This window comes from Segatella copri, assembly GCF_026015625.1.
GTDB lineage: Bacteria > Bacteroidota > Bacteroidia > Bacteroidales > Bacteroidaceae > Prevotella > Prevotella copri_H.
Map to the genome: position 1 here is coordinate 373256 of NZ_JAPDVG010000001.1, position 19665 is coordinate 392920.

Annotated in this window: 13 protein-coding genes and 1 riboswitch; of the genes, 8 read left to right on the forward strand and 5 right to left on the reverse strand. The window is 44.4% G+C overall.

Translation table 11 applies throughout. The features are described from left to right. Positions 1-4 precede the first annotated feature (4 nt). Positions 5-1330 (forward strand): MFS transporter, encoded by a 1326-nt coding sequence (locus tag ONT19_RS01740; protein WP_119228742.1) that lies wholly within the window; start codon positions 5-7, stop codon positions 1328-1330. Positions 1331-1382: 52 nt separating this feature from the next. On the opposite strand, the gene ONT19_RS01745 is transcribed toward ONT19_RS01740, so the two are convergent. Both ONT19_RS01745 and ONT19_RS01750 read right to left on the reverse strand, forming a co-directional pair. Then, positions 1383-1796: a secondary thiamine-phosphate synthase enzyme YjbQ gene (locus ONT19_RS01745; protein WP_006846346.1), complete on the reverse strand. Its 414-nt coding sequence runs from the start codon at positions 1794-1796 to the stop codon at positions 1383-1385. A gap of 43 nt (positions 1797-1839) precedes the next feature. Further along, the gene (locus ONT19_RS01750; protein WP_153084465.1) at positions 1840-3003 is read right to left on the reverse strand and encodes an AAA family ATPase; all 1164 of its coding nucleotides are present in this window, start codon (positions 3001-3003) and stop codon (positions 1840-1842) included. A 296-nt stretch (positions 3004-3299) separates the two neighbouring features. Next, positions 3300-3411: riboswitch (SAM-I-IV-variant riboswitch) on the forward strand. Here ONT19_RS01750 and ONT19_RS01755 point away from each other — a divergent pair. The 6 genes from ONT19_RS01755 (at position 3411) to ONT19_RS01775 (ending at position 10804) form a co-directional block, all read left to right on the forward strand. Continuing rightward, positions 3411-3692, forward strand: a complete 282-nt coding sequence (locus ONT19_RS01755) for a hypothetical protein (RefSeq protein WP_264952435.1) — start codon at positions 3411-3413, stop codon at positions 3690-3692. Its footprint overlaps the riboswitch before it by 1 nt. A 201-nt stretch (positions 3693-3893) precedes the next feature. After that, positions 3894-4082, forward strand: a complete 189-nt coding sequence (locus tag ONT19_RS16280) for a hypothetical protein (protein ID WP_367383875.1) — start codon at positions 3894-3896, stop codon at positions 4080-4082. 591 nt (positions 4083-4673) lie between these two features. Beyond that, positions 4674-5468 carry a DNA-methyltransferase gene (locus tag ONT19_RS01760; RefSeq protein ID WP_256625006.1) on the forward strand — a complete coding sequence of 265 codons (795 nt, stop codon included), beginning with the start codon at positions 4674-4676 and terminating at the stop codon, positions 5466-5468. Continuing rightward, on the forward strand, positions 5465-6511 hold the full coding sequence (locus ONT19_RS01765; protein WP_264952434.1) for a DNA cytosine methyltransferase: 1047 nt from the start codon (positions 5465-5467) through the stop codon (positions 6509-6511). The genes ONT19_RS01760 and ONT19_RS01765 overlap by 4 nt, the downstream gene beginning before the upstream one ends. A 7-nt stretch (positions 6512-6518) precedes the next feature. Continuing rightward, positions 6519-8555, forward strand: coding sequence for an McrB family protein (locus ONT19_RS01770; RefSeq protein WP_264952433.1), 2037 nt, complete (start codon positions 6519-6521; stop codon positions 8553-8555). A gap of 5 nt (positions 8556-8560) precedes the next feature. Continuing rightward, entirely contained in the window at positions 8561-10804 is a 2244-nt protein-coding gene (locus ONT19_RS01775; protein ID WP_264952432.1) for a restriction endonuclease-like protein, read from the forward strand. A 126-nt stretch (positions 10805-10930) separates the two neighbouring features. Here ONT19_RS01775 and ONT19_RS01780 read toward each other — a convergent pair whose 3' ends face one another. Next, entirely contained in the window at positions 10931-11797 is an 867-nt protein-coding gene (locus ONT19_RS01780; RefSeq protein WP_264952431.1) for an SGNH/GDSL hydrolase family protein, read from the reverse strand. A 171-nt stretch (positions 11798-11968) separates the two neighbouring features. Between ONT19_RS01780 and ONT19_RS01785 the strand changes: the two genes are divergently transcribed. Next, complete coding sequence (locus ONT19_RS01785) at positions 11969-13129, forward strand: MFS transporter (protein ID WP_220431723.1); 1161 nt, start codon at positions 11969-11971, stop codon at positions 13127-13129. Positions 13130-13405: 276 nt separating this feature from the next. Here the strand turns inward: ONT19_RS01785 and feoB are convergent, their stop codons facing one another. Next, the gene (feoB, locus tag ONT19_RS01790) at positions 13406-15937 is read right to left on the reverse strand and encodes a ferrous iron transport protein B (protein ID WP_118065608.1); all 2532 of its coding nucleotides are present in this window, start codon (positions 15935-15937) and stop codon (positions 13406-13408) included. A 245-nt stretch (positions 15938-16182) separates the two neighbouring features. Then, the gene (gene secA, locus ONT19_RS01795) at positions 16183-19521 is read right to left on the reverse strand and encodes a preprotein translocase subunit SecA (protein ID WP_022120998.1); all 3339 of its coding nucleotides are present in this window, start codon (positions 19519-19521) and stop codon (positions 16183-16185) included. Positions 19522-19665: the final 144 nt, after the last annotated feature.

The window sequence follows — 19665 nt, forward strand, 5'->3', positions numbered from 1 at the left end:
TAAAATGGTAACAAAGAAAAACAGTCGGAGTCCATGGGCATGGATTCCGACCCTCTATTTTGCCGAAGGACTCCCCAACGTCATCGTAACCGCCCTCTCTGTGGTGATGTACATGCAGTTGGGGCTGACCGATGCTGAGGTGGGTCTCTATACCGGATGGCTCGCCCTTCCCTGGGTCATCAAACCCTTGTGGAGTCCGTTCATAGATTTGCTGAAGACTAAGCGCTGGTGGGTGCTCACCATGCAGGCTCTCATCGGAGCTGCCCTTGCCGGCATCGCCTTCTCGCTGCCTACCGCCTTCTGGTTCCAGGCAACGATGTGCTTCTTCTTCCTCATCGCTTTCTGTAGTGCCACCCACGACATTTCGGCAGATGGTTTCTATATGATTGAGCTGGATGAGCACACGCAGACCAAGTTTGTGGGCTTGAGAAACACCTTCTACCGCCTCGCCATCATCTTTGTGAATGGTTTTCTGGTGATGCTGGCAGGTGTGCTTCAGGTTCTCTTCCGCAACCAGATTCGCTTCTCATGGGCGCTTATCTTTTACGGACTGGCAGGTATCTTCATCGGTTTGTGGCTCTACCACAGCCGCTTCATGCCTCGCCCGAAGGATGATGTGCAGACCGACAGAACGGTGGGTGAAGTGGCTCATGAACTGAAGAACATGTTCCGCACCTTCTTCGTGAAGTTCGGATTGGGTGAAACCGTCTGTGTGATGCTCTTTCTCTTACTCTACCGATTCCCTGAAGCGCTTCTGAACACCATGACCAAGACCTTCATCCTCCGTCCTAATTCGCAGGGTGGACTGGGCTTGTCACCTCAGGAATATGGCTTTGCCAACGGTACTGTGGGATTGATAGGTTTGCTGCTGGGTGGAATTCTTGGTGGTATTCTGGTGAGCAGGGATGGAATGAAGAAATGGCTCTGGCCTCTGGTTTGCGCCATCACCTTGCCTGATGTGGTTTACATCTATCTGAGTTACTCGCTCAACAGCAACCTCATCGTGGTTTCCAGCTGTCTTTTTGTCGAGCAGTTGGGTTATGGTCTGGGCTTCACGGTTCTTACCCTCTACATGCTGTTCTACAGTCAGGGAAAGTTCAAGACCTCCCATTATTCCATCTGTACGGGTATCTCCTATCTCGGATTGATGCTGCCGGGCATGGTTTCTGGATATCTGAAGGATATGGTAGGTTACCGCATGTTCTTCATCATCGTGATGGCATGTTGCGCCATCACCTTCCTGGTTACTGCTTTCCTGAAGATTGATCCTAATTTCGGAAAGAAAGAGGAGAAGGAAGAGGATGAAGCGGAATTGGACGCGATAGAATAAATGATTATGTTAACGTAAAAACGAGGATGTGCGAACATCCTCGTTTTTATCTTTATTCCCCGATAATCGTTGCGATGAGGTGTCGGCTTCCGCCTCCCTCTCTGAATTCGCAGAGGTAGATCCCCTGCCATGTGCCAAGGTTCAGTCTGCCATTGGTAATAGGAATGGTGAGCGATACACCCACCATGCTCGATTTGGCATGGGCCGACATATCCGTCGGTCCTTCATCCTGGTGCAGGTATCTTGGGTCGCCATCCGGAACCAGTCTTTCGAAGATACCCTTCAAGTCATGTCTCACATCTGGGTCGAAGTTCTCGTTCAGCGACAATCCGCAACTGGTATGTCTTACGAAGAGATTCAGAATCCCTGTCTTAGGCAGCGCTGGCAGGTTCCTCATCACCTCGTTGGTTACGAGGTGAAAGCCGCGAGGAAGCGGACGCAATGAAAATTCTACTTGCTGTATCATATCATTCTTTGTTTTTATATTCTTATACTTCTATCTTTATACTTTATAATTCCTTCTTCAGCCATTCACCGAAGAACTTATCGTATAGTTCGTAAGTTCCATCCGTCTCCGTAACAAAATCTTTCTCCAATAATCCCTTGATACCACCTTGTACAAAACTGGCGGAAGGAAGATTGTGCTTCTTGATGAATGCCGATGACATGATGTTTTGAGCCTTGCCAGCGTTGCAGATGGCTAAGAGAAGTTCCTTTTGCTTGGCTGGCAACTGGAAAAGGAGGGCTTCATAGGCAAAAGCACTTTCGTCTATAATCGAGTTGAGCGCCAGTTCCATCATCTTATCATCAGCCAGTTCCCTCGTCTTGTCATCAGCCTTTTCCATCATCTTGTCATCAGCCTTTTCCGTGAGCGAGAAAATCTTATTGAGCATCCTTTGCAGATACCAGGTGATGCCGTCAAAACGGTCGTATATTCGATAAATGGTTTCTCGTTTGATATGCTTCTGTCTTTCCTCGAAAAGACGAGTAGCGAAGTCGGCATACACCTCTCGATCAATAGCTTTCAGTGTTTTTATGGAGGTGCTCTGGTAGAAAGGACGGGCATGGCTCAAGAATATTTCCGACATCATATTGCGCTGAGATCCGGCAAAGATGAAACTGGCATTATGGCAGTGCTGGATGTAGGTGCGCAGTATGGCTTCCACATTAGCTTCTCTATAGCTGCTGATGGTTTGGAATTCATCAATGGCCACGATGCAAGGCTTATCTGCGCTCTCTAGATAAAGGAAAATTTCATCGAGCGTTGTGGTTGGACTGGTGATTTCTCCCAAATCTACTCCCCACGAAGGTACACCATTCATATCGAAGCTGATGGATGAACGGAGTGAGTGGAGGCAGTTAAGAAAATGTTCCACTACTTTGGTGCCTTTAGGTTTCAGACTTTGCAGAATACTTCTGCCTAGTTCCTGAATGAAGTCGGCTAGGGTTTTTGTGGCATAAATATCTACAAGAAATGTATAGTATTTATCCTTGATGCCTTCCTGGGCATAGACGTGCTGCACCAACCCTGTCTTGCCGATTCTTCTAGGTGCAATCAGGGTGATATTATTGCCATTCTTGATTTCTCTTATCAAGTCGATGGTTTCCTTTTCTCTATCACAGAAGTAAGCGTCGGATATGTATCCTCGCAGAATAAACGGATTCTCTATCATTGTATATTATCTTCTTTATTGTCTTTGAATAGTCTTATATCTTTCTGATAATCATGGTGCAAAGATAATTATAATTTTATTATTATAATACTATTATAATGCAAATATAGGAAAGTTTAACCATTTAAGGGAATCTCCTTCAATCAAGTCGAGTATATCTCTTCTAATCAAGTCGGGTATTTTCTTGCTATTTGCTTCCCCGAAAATCTTCTTCTTTAGAAGAAGGAAAAAAACAAGAAAAATAATCCCGAAAAAATTTGGTGGTTTTAGAATAATGATGTACTTTTGCACCCGAAATCAAGCATTAAGAGTTGCCCAGTTGCGGCACACCAACCGAGTTTCGCATAGAGATAACCACGGTGGTAAAAGAATGTGTAAGTGTTTAACAACTTAAAATAATTATCTTTATGAATCCAAATTCAGATTTAAAGAACAATGAGAATGTAATGGCAGCTAATGCCGAGTCTTCAACAATTAAGGCAGTTAATGCCGAGTCATCAACTGTTGATGCAGGTTATGCCGAGTCAAGAATTTCAGAGTATGCTGCCCGCTTTGCTGCATACAGCGATGAGCGCTTGAAGCAGACCATAGATCACGAGCGCAAGGTTCGTGGTTGGGGCAGCGAGCGCAGCTACTTCCTCGCTGCCCTGCGAGGAGAGTGCGAGAAACGAGGCATTGATTACTACTAATCAAGCCCCATCTGTGTGAATCTGTGAATTGAAAATCGGCGGACGAAGGGAAAGCCAAATCTGTGGGAGCTTATGACTTGAATTCCTCGATGAAGGGTTGCAGGTTTCCACCTCTTGGCTCCAGCCCTGAATAAGGTAGCGTATGGCACATAGATGCCTCCGAATCTCACAGGCATCGGATAAATACCAAAAGAACAAATTGTGTCGCAACTTGCGACCCAATTGACATGGTCGCATATAATAGAGGTTCTTCCGGTAAAAGATCCTTTAGCTGTAGAGTTCTATCTGACAATGTCGTCTTCTGGTAGATGGGGAACAAATCGAACTTCTCCAACTCGACAAGGCGGGAATCAAGGTCGCCCAATACATGACGGAACTTCCTTCTCGTAAAGTCTTGATGGAGCAAATCAGAAAGTCGCTGAAAATTGCCAAGGAATTGGGTGCTGAGGATGAATAGCAAGACAGAATTTTTTCCAATCACCGATTGGAAAATCTTCCTTGATATTTGGAAGTCTCGATTATTTTTCGTACCTTTGCCATCGAATAGGGTGTCGGTGCCTTCGGCTTCGTTCCCTTGTAACATAAGTTGAACAAATAAAATAGAAAAATAAGAAACAGAAAGAATAAACTTTAGATATATAACATATTAATATACAAAGCGTTTACGATATTCGGAATACTCTCGAAATTTGGCGATTAAAAGATGTAAAACCGAGATTAAGTGAACGCCTGCGCTATAGCGTGGGCGGAACTTATCGGTTTTACGGGCCACGCCAAATGCCTGAGAGTATGATAAGTGAAGCTCACGCTTCTTTTGTATCATGCTCTCAGGTATTTTTTGCTTGTGGCTCGTACTTCCAGAATAAAGTTCAACGCTCATAGTTTTCTATAGCGGCAGCGTATGGTTCTATTGTCTGTGTTTGACTTTTCCATTCTCTGTCACTATTCCTATATGTGTACTTGCAACTGAATGTTGTAAGTATGGCTAGTATTGGATTTTTTATTCAGTGCAGAATGGAAGATTTACAAGAGATAAAAGGTTTCTTGGGAATTGATGGAAAGATACTTTTGAAGCAAGGTGATGCTATCGAGTGTTTATGTCAGTTGCCAACAGATTCTGTGGATTTAATAATAACGGATCCACCCTATAATTTGGGCTTATTCATGAAAAAGCGTGGTACAAATATGAATAAGCTTCGAGATGGTCATTTTGCTGCATCAGGTTGGGATGACCTAGACTTTGTGGAATGGACTCAGCAAATGGACATGCTTTTTCATGAATGCAATCGTGTCTTGAAAAAGCGTGGCTCGTTGATTGTCTTTATGTCTATCATTAAAGTCGAGACTATCATAAACTTAGCTCAGAAACATGGCTTTTATTATAAAACAGTAGGTGTTTGGCATAAGACGAATCCTTTGCCAAGAAATATGAACTTGCAGTTTATAAATTCAACTGAACCTTGGGTTTATATGGTCAATGATGCAACAACAGGTACATTTAATAACGAAGGTAAAGCTATTCATGATTTCGTAGAAACAAGTACGATAAGTACGAAAGAAAGAAAAATGGGTAAGCATCCTACTCAAAAACCATTGGCGTTAATAGAACATTTCGTGAATATACTTTCTAATAGAGGTGACGTTGTTCTTGATCCTTTTATGGGTAGTGGTACAACAGGTGTTGCGTCTGCCAAACTTAATAGGAATTTTATAGGAATAGAGTTGAATGAAGAATACTTTAATTTATCTTTAAAACGAATAAAGGAAGTCTTATGATAATAGGTGATCTGTTTGCTGGCGTTGGTGGTATGTCAGAAGGTTTTAGAATGGCAGGGTTTGATGTTGCTTTTGCTATTGAGTATGATAAAGATATAGCTGCTTCTTATAAGAAAAATAATACCGATACGGATGTGATAGCAGATGATATATGTAATGTTGATGTTGTTCTGTTACATCAAAAGCATCCTCATATAGATGTGATTATTGGTGGTCCACCATGTCAGGGCTTCTCTCAAAAGGGTAAGCGGTTAAGTTTAGATGATCCACGAAATTTCTTATTTAAACAATTCGTGAAATTTGTGGCTGAGTTCAAACCGAAGTACTTTGTTTTAGAGAATGTGCCTAATATTATTACGACATCAAATGGGTATTTTAAAGACCAAATAATAAAGTCTTTTGAGGAACTTGGTTATGTTGTAACTTGTGGTGTACTGTGTGCAAAAGATTATGGGGTTCCACAAGATAGAAGGCGAGCAATCTTCTTGGGCGAGTTGAATAAGCTAGAGGTGAAATTACCTGAACCTCTTGATATTCAGACTACGGTTAAGGATGCCATTTACGATTTACCTTTCATTGCATCGGGAGAAGGTGTTGATGAGCGTGATTATGATAAACCTGCAATATCTTCTTATCAAAAGAAACTTCGTGCAGGTGCGCAAGTCCTTTATAATCATGTGGCAACCAAGCATTCGAAGTCTGCTTTAGACAGATTGAAAATGATTCCTAAAGGAAAAGGAAAGGAAGTCTTGCCAAAGGAATTGCTGACTAAGTCTATTTATAGTGGTACTTGGTGCAGATTATTGGAAAATGGGATTGCTCCAACAATAACCACGAGGTTTGATACGCCTTCCTCTGGCAGGTTTACTCATCCTGTATTAGATAGGTGTCTTACTATTAGAGAAGCAGCGAGAATACAATCTTTTCCTGATACTTTCCGATTCTATGGTAATAGAACCTGTCAAATGAAGCAAGTAGGAAATGCTGTGCCTCCTTTATTGGCAAAGGCTATAGCTGAAGTTATTATAAACAACGAAAAATAGAACAATTATGGCAGATGTTTTTCCTTCATCATTGATTTATAGAGAAAATCCTAATCTCAGATTGGGAATCAAATCTTCCTTGAATTCTTTCAAGCAACTTTTGGCTTCTTTGTATATCATTTATAAGTCATGTGCAAATCCTTCTAAAGTCCTTTTTTCTGAAGAAGTGAATGTTGGGGATAATATTGCAATTTGTTTGAGTAAGAAATTGTTGGTGCGCATTAATGAGCAGTTTCCACAATTGCCTAATTTGCAAGATAGAATAAATCAATCTCCATTATTTAAGTCTCAGTGTGAGGCATTACAGGTGGGATTGGAATTGTTTTTACATTTGGGAAAAATAGATTTTGTAGAGAATGGAAAACAAGAACGAACAGGTGCGAATCGTTACAATAAGTTGATTGCTTTTTCTGACAAAATGCTAGTCCTTGATGCTTATTTATCTATGCAGGCTGAATATACAGACTCATTGCTGAATAATTGGTTGAATGGTGAAGAGTGTGGTGATAAGTTCGAAGATGGATTGAAATCAATTCTTTCTACGTTTATTATTGATTGCTGCTATAAGATCAAAAAGCCTGATGGAGCAGAAGTTGTTTTTAATCTGGAGAATATTTGCAAGGTTTTAGAGAATGGCGATAGTGCGTTGTTTAAAAGTGGTGAGACTGTTGGACCGTTGAGGGTACTGAATTCTTATATTGGCGAGAATATGTTGCCTGATATTGTGAAAGGTAAAGGAGTTTATAGTGCTGATAATCTGGAGAATTTGAAATGGAAGGCTCCTATGTTTTCTACATCTTTGGATTTGCTAGTAAGACAATTGCCTGGACAAGTTGATAATCAAAAGCCACCGGTCACTCAAAGTGAAATCAACCAAACTTATCGTCCTTATATCACGGCCATTAAGTCGAAGCCTTTCCTTCTTTTGGCAGGTATTTCTGGTACTGGAAAAAGTAGAATCGTTCGTGAATTGGCTCGTGCTTGTTGGGATGTTGATTCTCCTGAATATAAGGATCATAAGCCAAAGAACTTTGAGATGATACAGGTGAAGCCTAATTGGCACGACTCTTCTGAACTTATTGGGTATGTAAGCAGACTTGGAGATGAACCAACGTTTATTGCTGGTGACTTTTTGAAGTTTGTAGTGCGAGCATGGGAGAATGAAAGTACCCCATATTTCTTATGTTTAGATGAAATGAACCTGGCTCCTGTTGAACAGTATTTTGCAGAATATCTGAGTGTTGTGGAATCTCGAAAGCGCAATGAAACAGGTAAGGTTGTGACAGACCCAATTCTCAAGCCTGAATTTGAAAAAGAAAGGAATGGTGAACATGCAGAATTCGTTCCTAAGGCTTGGTATAAAAAACTGATAGATGAACTTTTGGTAGATTGTTCTGATGGTCAAAAGGATATTTTAAAACAGCAGTTCATAGATAAAGGTATTACAATCCCCCAGAACCTCATTATCGTGGGAACCGTCAATATGGACGAAACAACCTTTTCTTTCTCCCGAAAAGTACTCGACAGAGCCATGACCATCGAAATGAATGAGGTGGATTTATATGGTGGATTAACTTCCCGACACGAACAGATAGGAAAACTCAACTTTGAAGACTTGGTAGGAGATAAGGTGGAGGGTGTTGACGTGTATAAGGAAAACCAGGAGGTTTGCAACCAGGCGATACAGTACTTACAGGAAATCAATGCAGTATTGGAAGGTACACCTTTTAAGATAGCTTATCGAACCCGTAACGAGTTCCTGCTCTATGTGGTCAATAATTTGCCTTATCGTAAAAATAGCCAAGGTTTGGAAATGACGCAAAATGAAGTCGTGGCCCGTGCTTTGGATGAAATTACTTCTATGAAAATCCTATCTAGAATAGAAGGCGATGAGGAGAAGGTAAAGGCGGAGTTGCTTGCTTCTTTAAAGGAAGTTGTTTCGAAGATGTTGCCGGAAAACATGAGAGATAGTTCTGTTTCTCTGGCTAAATTGGATGAAATGGAAAAGAAACTTAGTTCTGGTTATACTAGTTTTTGGAGTTAACGGTAATGGAACTTTTAAGAATCAAGCATCACGACTTTGTGATGACCATAGAATGCACCAAGTTTGATGCTATTTGGGATAAAGCGAAGAGGAATGTGGGGGAAGACAAACTTTCCTCCACATATTCCTGGTCGGATGGTGTTGAACTGGTGGAGCGGTATTTGAATGACCAATCCACTTCTAAGGTTATATTAAAAGATTCTTCTGCTCCTGCCATATTCTTTGATAATGCAGACTATCCGATATGGGTGGAGTTTGAGGAAAAGAATGATGCCAAGATTGTAGATGCACATTTTGGTTCCATCTTGCAGAATGATAACGACAGGTTCAGTTTCCGTCATGGTATGTTGGCTGGCTTTCTGAATTTCGGCAATGAGATAGGACGTTCTGAAATCTGTTTTGATTATATTGTCAAGAGAAAGAAATCAGATGGTGTATCTTCTGAGCTCATCAAAAGAAAGTTTTCATTCTCCTTCGAGGTGTTGAGTACCAAACTGGATTATCATTCTCATTGGAAGAAAATTGTAGAGGATATTGAGCAAGAGTATCGGATGCTCTCGCTTGATTTTCTAAAACGGACCTATCATAGCTTTGCTCCTGATAAACAGGGAGAAACGCCAGAGATTATATGGTGGAGTATCTTTGCTTGTGAACAAAAGAAGTTCTTGGAGGCTTGTCGGCACATTATCGACCGACCACGTCATCGCTTGCATGGCAGGGAAACTTATCTGCGGGCTGATAAGTTGCGGCGGATTCCTATGTCTCTTGAAAATGAAATAGCTGAGCATCGCAAAGAACCCGCTCATCTTTATCGTATCACCGAAAAAATAGAGTCGAATGATACCCAGGAAAATCGATTTCTGAAATTTGCTTTATCGCAGATTACGAGTAAGTATGAACTCTTAAAAACTCGTATAGAGCAGGTTAAGGAGGTCTCTGATGCTACTAAGCAAGAACTTCAGGCAACTTATGTTTCCCTGAATCGGTTAAGGAAAAATTCTTTCTTCCGAACCGTTGGGCGTTTCAAGGGGTTGAACCAGGAAAGTATGGTTCTTCAGAAAGCTACGGGATATAGTCAGGTTTATCGTACTTGGAATTTGCTCCGTAAGGCTTACTCTCTAAATGAAGGCATCTATCGGTTGCAATCCAAGGACATCGCCACGCTTTATGAAATATGGTGTTTCATAGAGGTGAGCCACATAGTAAAGAAGGAGTTGAATCTGGATCAGGATGATGTGGAACATCGCAATCGAATGGAACTGAATGGTCTGTTTACCTGGGAGTTGGGTAAGGGAGAGCATTCTCGTATTCTCTTTAGAAAAGATGGGGTAGAACTTGCCGAATTGGTATATAATCCGAAAAGTACGGAGCAGACCAACGATAGTATTGGAATGCAGAATCTGATAGTACCAACAGTACCTCAGAAGCCGGATATTGTCTTGCAGCTTACCAAGAATGATCTGCAGAAAGATATGAAGATGACTTATCTCTTCGATGCGAAATATCGGATAGCCAGCAAGAATGCGAGTGGAGTAGATGTGCCGCCGGATGATGCCATCAATCAGATGCATCGTTATCGTGATGCCATTTATTATCGAGATTATGTTGAGGCTCCGTTAAAGAAGGAAGTGATTGGTGGATACATTCTTTTTCCTGGTGATGGTGAACCGGCTGATGTGGAGGTTTCAAAGTTCTATCAGACTATTAAGGAGGTGAACATAGGTGCTTTTCCGCTTCGTCCGAACGATAACGAAAACAGAAAGTTGCTTGAAGGTTTTATCCGGGAACTGATAGAAACGAAGGCGAAGGATACTGTGCAACATGTGATTCCGCAGAAGGGTACTGTAATGGAAGTGGATAATCGGGTGTTGGTTGGTGTGGTTCGTCCGAGTCATCGGCGTGGGTACGAAAAGAGTTTCTTGAATCAATCTGCCACCTTATATTATACGGGTGCCAAGTTCCCGTCAACCATAGCATTGCAGGATCTTCATTATTTCTTGCCATATATTAAGGGTAAGGGGATTCGTGATGTGTATGAGATTGTAAGAATGAGAACCATTACGGGTAAAGAGGCAAAGCAGGATGAAGGGGCTGATGCAACAGATGATTTGCGTTTGGCCTTTGAACTTCGTTTTTCTCGCCAGTTGTATAAGGAATATCGTATGATTGATGTCTTGCAAATGAAAGACCTGACGTTTCTGGATACGACATTTAGCGATATTGATGGTTATGTTTCATCGCGTATATAGAAAAAGTTTTTCTATTTTATTGTCACATCTGCCACGCAGATTGTAAGTAATTGATACACAGAAAGAAATGGGTGGCAATAAGACGTATTCTTATTGTCACCTATTGCCACCTATTGCCACGGATTTCTAGAAGACGCAAGGCAATGCAGATAGCTGCTGCATGATGGTCTTTGCCATGCGGGAGTGGCCGGCATCGTTTGGATGAAGACGGTCGGTATCCGGTTTGTTAAACATCTGCGCACCAGCATCGTAAAGAGGGAAGAGACCGGAAAGGGAGTTGAGGTCGATGACCGGAACTGCCCAGACATTGCCTGTTTCCTTGATAGCTTTCACGTATTCATCGAAGAAGATGCCACGCGCATTCTCGTACATCTCATCTGGCTGGATGTTCTTGTCACCACTGGCAAAGAGAGCACGATGCACAGGAGTCATCACCACGATTTGCTTGGTAGGATACATCTGCTTCAGCTTCGACATGGCGATGTTGATGCGGCCTTTCAATGTATTCTTGTCCATACAGAAGTGGCGGTGGCGGCGCTGTACCATTTCGCTTGGCTTGTGGCGGGCTACTCTCACACTGTCGAAAGTCTCCGTGTACCATTCGCCGATAGGCACACCATTGTTATAATCATTGGTACCCATAAAGATGAGGATGGCATCAAAATCATCGCCATGTTCCTTCTGCAGTTGGTCTGCCTGACGGGGAATATCGTTCCACTGCCTGCCGCTCACACCATAAACGTAAGGGGTGATGCCGAGCCAATCCTGCAGGAATCCCCAGTATTTTACTTTTGATGCTTTGATTCTTGGGTCTGTGATGGAGTCGCCGAAGTAAGCCACTTTCTTTCCCTTCCAGGGATGCTGAAGGTTCTTGAATGCCTTTTCTTTTTCGGCGATTTCTTTCTTGCTCATCGCCTTCTGGGCGAAGGCGGGTAGGGTTGGCATTGCCAAAGTCAAGGTGAGTGCCAGGGTAATCATTGTTTGTTTCTTCATTGCTAGTTTGTTTTTAATTCTTTTTCTGAGTGCAAAGGTACGGCAAAAATCTCAAACGGCGCAACATTTATTGTTCAAATATCAGTCTTTTTCTGTTTTTTTTTGTAATTTTGCAGCCGCTAATAGAAATGAGTATTTATAATAGGTATATTATTAAGGATGACAGTCAGTTTGAGTAATTTAAGTGATTTGGCGCGCAAGCGAGTGGCGGTTGCGGCTTATTATTTTGTTCCGGGAGTCGTGTTTGCCAGTTGGGCAAGCCGTATTCCGGATGTAAAACAGATGTTGCATCTGAGCAACGGTCAGTTGGGAACGGTGCTTTTCGCCATTCCTATCGGCCAACTTCTGATGATGGCTTTCTCGGGTATCCTGGTGAGTAGATTTGGCAGCAAGAAGATGCTGGTTCTCTCTGAGGTGCTCTATGTTCTGGTTCTTTTCTGCATCGGTAGCAGTACTACGGTTTTTCATCTGATTTTGAGTCTTATTGCTTTCGGAATGATGGCGAATCTGATGAACATTGCCACCAATACGCAGGCATGTCTGGTAGAGAAGATGTATGGGCGCAACATCATGTCGTCGTTTCATGGTCTGTGGAGTCTGGGTGGATTCTCCGGTGGTATCATCGGTGCCATCTTTGCCAACACTTTGCTCCCGATAGATGTCCACTTTGGAACTATCCTGGCTCTGAGTATTCTCATCGTTGCTGTCGGTTTCCGCTTTCTGATTAATGATGCCATGGCGAAAGCAGAAGAGGAGGATGTTCCGAAGTTCTCTTTCAAGACCATCGACCCGATTCTGTTCCTTTTGGGACTGATGGGATTTGCAGGCATGTTCTGTGAAGGTACCGTTTACGATTGGAGTAGCGTATATTTTTCATCAGTAGTAAAACCCGATGAGGCTTTTATCCGTGCGGGCTATGTGGCTGGTATGGGTGCGATGACGTTGGGTAGATTCATGGCTGATGGGTTTGTTACGAAATACGGCCCAGCCAGAGTATTGAAGGTTTGTGGTGGTTTGATATTGGGCGGTTTGTGGCTGGCTGCTGCCTTGCCTTATCTCATTCCTGCCACCTTGGGTTTCCTGCTGGTAGGTTTCGGCATCTCTTCGTCGGTTCCTATCTGTTACAGTATCGCCGGAAAATTGGGAACCATCAAGGCGAGCATCGCTATTACCATCGTTTCAAGCATCAGCTTCTTCGGTTTCCTTGTAGGTCCTCCGGTTATCGGATGGCTTGCTGAGGCTACCGGTCTCCGCATTGCCATCAGCATTGCCGCCTGCCTGGGTCTGATGATAGCGTTTGTTGCCGCAAAGGTAGGAAAGAGATTATCCTGAATAAGGAAACGGTTGATGTCTTCTAATGATATGATTGATGTCGTTCAGGTATATGACTGATAACGTTCTAGTATATGACTAAAATCTTCCAAACAGTTACTTGAAGTCTTTCAGATATATAGAATAAGTCTTCTGGATATATTATATAGTAAGCCGCACAACAGCTGATGTGCGCTTGCACAACAGGTGTTGTGCAAGCGTCGCTCAGCTGTTGTGCGGCTGTCGTTCAGGTGTTGTGCGCTCTCTTTGTTTGTTTTCTTAAAGCAGACACCTTGATTAGATAAACAAACATCCTATCTGGAAGACCAGGGCTGATACTACCCATGCCAGGAGCGTGGTGTAGCCGGCGGCGAAGCCTGCCCATTTCCAACTGCCCGTCTCGCCCTTGATGGCAGCGATTGTGGCGATGCAAGGGAAGTAGAGCAATACAAAGAGGAGGAAACAGTAGGCGGTGAGCGTTGCCTTCGCTGCTGCCTCGGCATCGCTGTAACCGTAGGTCTTCTTCAGGTCTGAAGTCATCTGTTTCTTCAAAACCTCGTATTTTCCGTCTTCATCGTTGTAATCCTGATCATCAGAGAAACTGTCGTTGTTGCTGTAGAGCACGCCCATTGTTGAGGCTACAATCTCCTTGGCACCCACACCGGAAACCAAGCCCACATCCAGTTTCCAGTCGAATCCCTGTGGGGTAAAGATAGGCTCGATGGTCTTACCGATTCTGCCGATATAGCTTTGCTCCTGCTGGGCCTGGTTATCAAGTTCTTCATTATGAGGAAAATACCCCAAAGCCCATACGATGATACTTGCCACAAGGATGATACCACCCATCTTCTTCAAGTACTGCTTACCCTTCTCCCAGGTATGGCGGCCTATCGCCTTCCAGGTAGGGAAGCGGTAAGGAGGCAACTCCATTACGAACGGGGTATCTTCGCCCTTCACCACGAAACTGGCAAAGATGCGGCTCAATATCACGGCTAGGAAGATGCCGATGAGATAGAGCGATACCATGATGAGCGAACGGTATTGGATGGCAAAGAATGTTCCGATGACCATGATGTAGATTGGCAGACGAGCCGAACAGCTCATCAATGGCAATATCAGCATCGTAATCAGACGCGAACGGTGACTCTCGATGGTTCTCGTTGCCATCACCGCAGGTACGTTACATCCGAATCCCATAATCAGCGGGATGAATGACTTGCCATGCAGGCCCATCTTGTGCATCAGCTTATCCATGATGAAGGCTGCACGAGCCATATATCCCGAATCCTCCATATAAGAAATGAAGAAATACAGAATCAGAATCTGTGGCAGGAACACGATCACGGCACCTACACCACCAATCACACCATCTACCAGCATATCCTTTACAGGTCCGTCCGGCATCGTATTACTGATGAACTCGCCCAGCCATGCTACGCCGTCCTCAATCCATCCCTTAGGAATCTCGCCCAGAACGAAGGTGGCTGAGAACATGATGAACAGCAGGAGGACGAAGATAGGGAAGCCTACATATTTATTGGTCAGGATTCTGTCGATGAGGTGGGTTACCTGATAGGTATCCTTCGCCTTGCCCGGTTCATAGCCTGCTTCCTGCAATGCGCCATGGATAAAACCGTATTTGGCATCCATGATGGCGGTTTCGCTATCCTCCAGGGTCTCTTCCTTCACACGCTTGGCTGCCTCGTCACGGGCTGCGAAAATTTCCTTGGCCGATTTCAGATGACTTACGTATTCCTCGGCGTGCTTATCATTCTCCAACAACTTGATAGAGAGGTATCGGGTAGAGTAGCGCTGGCGGATGGAATCATCTGCCTTCAGATATTTCTGGATATGCTCGATACCATGTTCTATCTCATGTCCGTGGTTGATGTGGATATGGCGATAGTGAGCGCTGGAATCTTCCTTGCCTTCGTAGAGTTCGATGATGGTCTCGAAGAGCTTATCTACGCCTCGGCCATTGGTGAAGACGGTAGGAATCATCGAGATACCAAAGAGTTCGCCCAGTTTGTCGTAGTCGATGTTATCGCCACGCTTCTCGGTTTCATCAAACATATTGAGGGCGCAGACCATGCGGATGTGCATATCTATCAATTGTGTGGTGAGATAGAGATTGCGCTCCAGGTTGCTGGTGTCGATGACGTTGATGACGATATCCGGCGTATGCTCGATGAGCTGCTTGCGCACATAGAGTTCTTCTGGCGAATAAGCCGAGAGGGAATAGGTACCCGGCAAATCTACCAGATTGAAGTGGTAGCCGTTGAAATTGGCTTCACCTACTTTCGCATCCACGGTTACACCGCTATAGTTTCCTACGCGTTCGTGAGCACCCGAAGCAAAGTTGAAGAGGGAAGTCTTACCGCAGTTTGGATTTCCTACCAGTGCCACGTTGATGACGCGGTGGAGTCTTTCTGCTTCCTGTTCAGCCAGGGCTTCGTTGCTGGCATTGTCTTTTCTTTCAGCTACGAGCATCTTGTCGCCGAGCGCCTGCTCGTCGCTATCGTTGGAATCTATTACTTTTGAGTTAATTACCTGTTGGCGGTCTTCTTCTTCCGCCTTGCTGAGCTTTGCATCGTTCTTGGCTTCATCAATGGAAACCACCTCGATATGGTCGGCTTCGCTGTGGCGGAGAGAAACTTCATAGCCCATGATCTTGTATTTTACAGGGTCCTGGAGTGGGGCGTTAAGGAGTACATCTACCTTCTTGCCTTTGATGAATCCCATCTCGATGACTCTCTTTCTGAAGCCACCGTGTCCTGATACCTTGACGATAACGGCGCTTTCACCTGTTTTAAGTTCTGATAATTTCATATATCTTTCCTTGTTTTAATCTTGTTCTTTTCTTTGGGGCATGACCTCATGGTCAGCTCTTTTTTCTTTTCGACTGCAAAAATACTAATAATTTTTTGCAACTTGGTAGCAATAATGTAGTTTTAAAACAAAAATACCTAGAAATGATGAGAGTATCATCAAATCTAGGTATTCTTATCATTATTTCTGATGATGGATGTTCTTATACCTTATTATATATATAAGAGCATCATCATTTTCTGTGATTACAGGTTTCTGCCGTGGCAGTTCTTAAACTTCTTGCCGCTTCCGCATGGACATGGGTCGTTAGGACGTGGCATGTGCTCTGCACGGTAAGGAGTGCGGTTTACCTGTGCGCCCTCTCGGGTATCCTGGTTAGCAGCTGCCTCCTGTGCCTCACGCTCTGCATCCAAATCTACCTTGCTTTCTACATAGTTCTGCTGAGTGTGCTGCTCAGGAGCTGCCTCCTGAACTGGCTGCTCTTGCTCCATTACTGGAATCTGACCACGCATCAGGATACTTGCAATACGGTCGTACATGTCATTGATCATGGCATCCCAAACCTTGGCACTCTCCAACTTAAAGATGAGGAGAGGATCCTTCTGCTCGTAGCTTGCATTCTGTACAGAGTGCTTCAGTTCGTCGAGCTTGCGGAGGTTCTCCTTCCAGTCGTCATCGATAATCTGGAGAACAACGCTCTTCTCAAACTCCTTAACTACGTTCTTAGCCTCGCTCTCGTATGCCTCCTTGAGGTTGCAAGGAATATTGTACATGCGCTTGCCGTCTGTGATAGGCACCATGATGCGCTCGTATATAGCACCCTGGTTTTCGTATACCTGCTTGATGATAGGCATAGCTGTAGCCTGGATGCGGTCTGTCTTACGCTTGAATGTAGCCATAGCCTCCTGGAAAGCACGCTCTGCCAAATCCTCACGTCTGCCGTTCTCATACTCATCCTCGTTGAATGGAATCTCCATAGCGAGAACTTTCAGGAACTCTTCCTTGGCACCGAAGAAGTCGTTGTTGTTGACGATGTTCAATACGCGGTCCCAGATGATGTTGGCAATATCCATACCGATACGCTCACCCATGAGGGCGTGGCGACGCTTCTCGTAGATAACGGTACGCTGACGGTTCATCACGTCATCATACTCCAAGAGGTGTTTACGGATACCGAAGTTGTTTTCCTCAACCTTGCGCTGAGCACGCTCGATGCTCTTGCTGATCATTGGGCTCTCGATACGCTCGCCATCCTCGAAACCGAGACGATCCATAACCTTGGCGATACGCTCTGAAGCGAACAGACGCATCAGCTTATCCTCCAATGATACATAGAATACAGAAGAACCTGGGTCACCCTGACGACCGGCACGACCACGGAGCTGACGGTCTACACGGCGGCTCTCATGACGTTCTGTACCGATGATGGCAAGACCACCTGCAGCCTTTACCTCAGGAGTCAGCTTGATATCGGTACCACGACCTGCCATGTTGGTAGCGATGGTTACGGCACCCTTACCGTTTACTGAGCGACCTGCCTCGGCTACAATCTGAGCCTCCTGCTGGTGCAGCTTAGCGTTCAATACATTATGAGGAATGTTGCGCATCTTCAACATCTTGCTCAACAACTCAGAAATCTCGACAGATGTTGTACCTACCAAGACTGGGCGGCCAGCATTACGTGTTTCCTCGATTTCGTCGATAACTGCACGATATTTCTCGCGGGCAGTCTTGTATACACGGTCATCCAAGTCCTTACGCTGGATAGGGCGGTTGGTTGGAATCTCAACAACATCGAGTTTGTAGATATCCCAGAACTCACCTGACTCTGTACTTGCTGTACCGGTCATACCTGCGAGTTTGTGGTACATACGGAAGTAGTTCTGAAGTGTGATGGTAGCAAAGGTCTGTGTAGCAGCCTCTACCTTTACGTGCTCCTTAGCTTCAATAGCCTGGTGCAAACCATCGCTCCAGCGACGGCCTTCCATGATACGTCCTGTCTGCTCATCCACAATCTTCACCTGTCCGTCCATGACAACATATTCGTCGTCCTTATTGAACATGGTGTAACCCTTCAGGAGCTGCTGCAAGGTGTGAACACGTTCGCTCTGTACACCATAGTGAGCCAGCATCTCGTCTTTCTTGTCAAGACGCTCCTGGTCGGTAAGGTCTGTACGTGCCTCGAGTTCACTCATTTCTGTTGTGATATCAGGCAATACGAAGAGTTCCTTGTCGTTTACCTGCTTAGCCAACCAGTCGGTTCCCTTATCGGTAAGGTCGGCAGAATTCATTTTCTCGTCTACTACGAAGTACAATGGCTCAGTAGCCTTAGGCATCTCACGGTTGTTGTTTGCCATGTAGTACTCCTCGGTCTTCAGCAGACCAGCTTTGATACCTTCCTCAGAAAGATACTTGATCAATGGCTTGTTCTTAGGCAATGCCTTGTAAGAACGGAAGAGTGCGAGGAAGCCTTCATCAAGGAGTTCCTGATTCTTAGCTTTTGTACCTTCGTTAATCTTCTGCTTAGCCTCGGCGAGCAATTCTGTAGCCTGCTTGCGCTGTACCTCATAAAGTTTCTCAACCAATGGCTGATACTGCTCAAACATCTGGTCGTCGCCCTTAGGAATAGGACCAGAGATGATCAATGGGGTACGGGCATCATCAATCAATACTGAGTCGACCTCATCGACGATGGCGTAGTTGTGCTGGCGCTGTACCAGGTCGGCTGGGTTGGTAGCCATGTTATCGCGAAGATAATCGAAACCGAACTCGTTGTTGGTACCGAAGGTGATATCTGCCAGGTATGCCTTGCGACGCTCGTCGGAATTAGGACGGTGCTTGTCGATACAATCTACAGAGAGACCGTGGAACATATAGAGAGGTCCCATCCACTCAGAGTCACGCTTAGCCAAATAGTCGTTCACGGTAACGACGTGAACACCATTGCCAGTCAAGGCATTCAGGAAGATAGGTGTTGTACCTACAAGGGTCTTACCCTCACCGGTAGCCATCTCGGCAATCTTACCCTGATGGAGAACAACACCACCGAAGAGCTGTACATCGTAGTGAATCATTTCCCACTTCATATCATTACCGCCGGCTGTCCAGTGGTTGTGATAGATAGCCTTGTCGCCATCGATGGTAACGAAGTCGTTAGCTGGATTAGAAGCCAACTCGCGGTCGAAGTCGGTAGCAGTAACTATTGTTTCCTCGTTCTCAGCGAAACGGCGAGCAGTATCCTTAACGATAGCGAAAACCTGAGGCAAAACCTCGTTGAGGGCTTCCTCATACTTGTCGAGTGCTTCCTGCTCTAACTTGTCGATCTGGTTGAAGATACCTTCACGCTCATCGATAGGAGTGTCTTCAATTTTAGCCTTGAGTTCAGCAATCTTAGCCTTCTCTTCCTTGGCGTACTCCTGTACGTACTTCTGAAGTTCTTTTGTTTTTGCACGAAGTTCGTCATTGCTTAAGGCCTGCATCTTAGGATACTCTGCCTTGATCTTTTCTACGATTGGCTGGATCAACTTCATATCGCGAGTTGACTTGTTGCCAAACAATGACTGGAGAATTTTGTTAAAGTTCATTGTATATTTATTTTTTATTATTATTCGATGATGTTTGGGAGTAAAATCTCCTGTTGTTTATTACTAGCTTGCAAATTTACTAAAAATATCTGTAAATCTGCAAGGAATTGCCAATTATTACCTGTTTTTATGGCAAATCTTCTG

Excerpts from the sequence above, each read along its gene's own strand:
- ONT19_RS01740 (WP_119228742.1), top strand. The coding sequence starts at position 5 with ATGGTAACAAAGAAAAACAGTCGGAGTCCATGGGCATGGATTCCGACC.
- ONT19_RS01745 (WP_006846346.1), bottom strand. The coding sequence starts at position 1,796 with ATGATACAGCAAGTAGAATTTTCATTGCGTCCGCTTCCTCGCGGCTTT.
- ONT19_RS01750 (WP_153084465.1), bottom strand. The coding sequence starts at position 3,003 with ATGATAGAGAATCCGTTTATTCTGCGAGGATACATATCCGACGCTTAC.
- ONT19_RS01755 (WP_264952435.1), top strand. The coding sequence starts at position 3,411 with ATGAATCCAAATTCAGATTTAAAGAACAATGAGAATGTAATGGCAGCT.
- ONT19_RS01760 (WP_256625006.1), top strand. The coding sequence starts at position 4,674 with ATGGCTAGTATTGGATTTTTTATTCAGTGCAGAATGGAAGATTTACAA.
- ONT19_RS01765 (WP_264952434.1), top strand. The coding sequence starts at position 5,465 with ATGATAATAGGTGATCTGTTTGCTGGCGTTGGTGGTATGTCAGAAGGT.
- ONT19_RS01770 (WP_264952433.1), top strand. The coding sequence starts at position 6,519 with ATGGCAGATGTTTTTCCTTCATCATTGATTTATAGAGAAAATCCTAAT.
- ONT19_RS01775 (WP_264952432.1), top strand. The coding sequence starts at position 8,561 with ATGGAACTTTTAAGAATCAAGCATCACGACTTTGTGATGACCATAGAA.
- ONT19_RS01780 (WP_264952431.1), bottom strand. The coding sequence starts at position 11,797 with ATGAAGAAACAAACAATGATTACCCTGGCACTCACCTTGACTTTGGCA.
- feoB (WP_118065608.1), bottom strand. The coding sequence starts at position 15,937 with ATGAAATTATCAGAACTTAAAACAGGTGAAAGCGCCGTTATCGTCAAG.
- secA (WP_022120998.1), bottom strand. The coding sequence starts at position 19,521 with ATGAACTTTAACAAAATTCTCCAGTCATTGTTTGGCAACAAGTCAACT.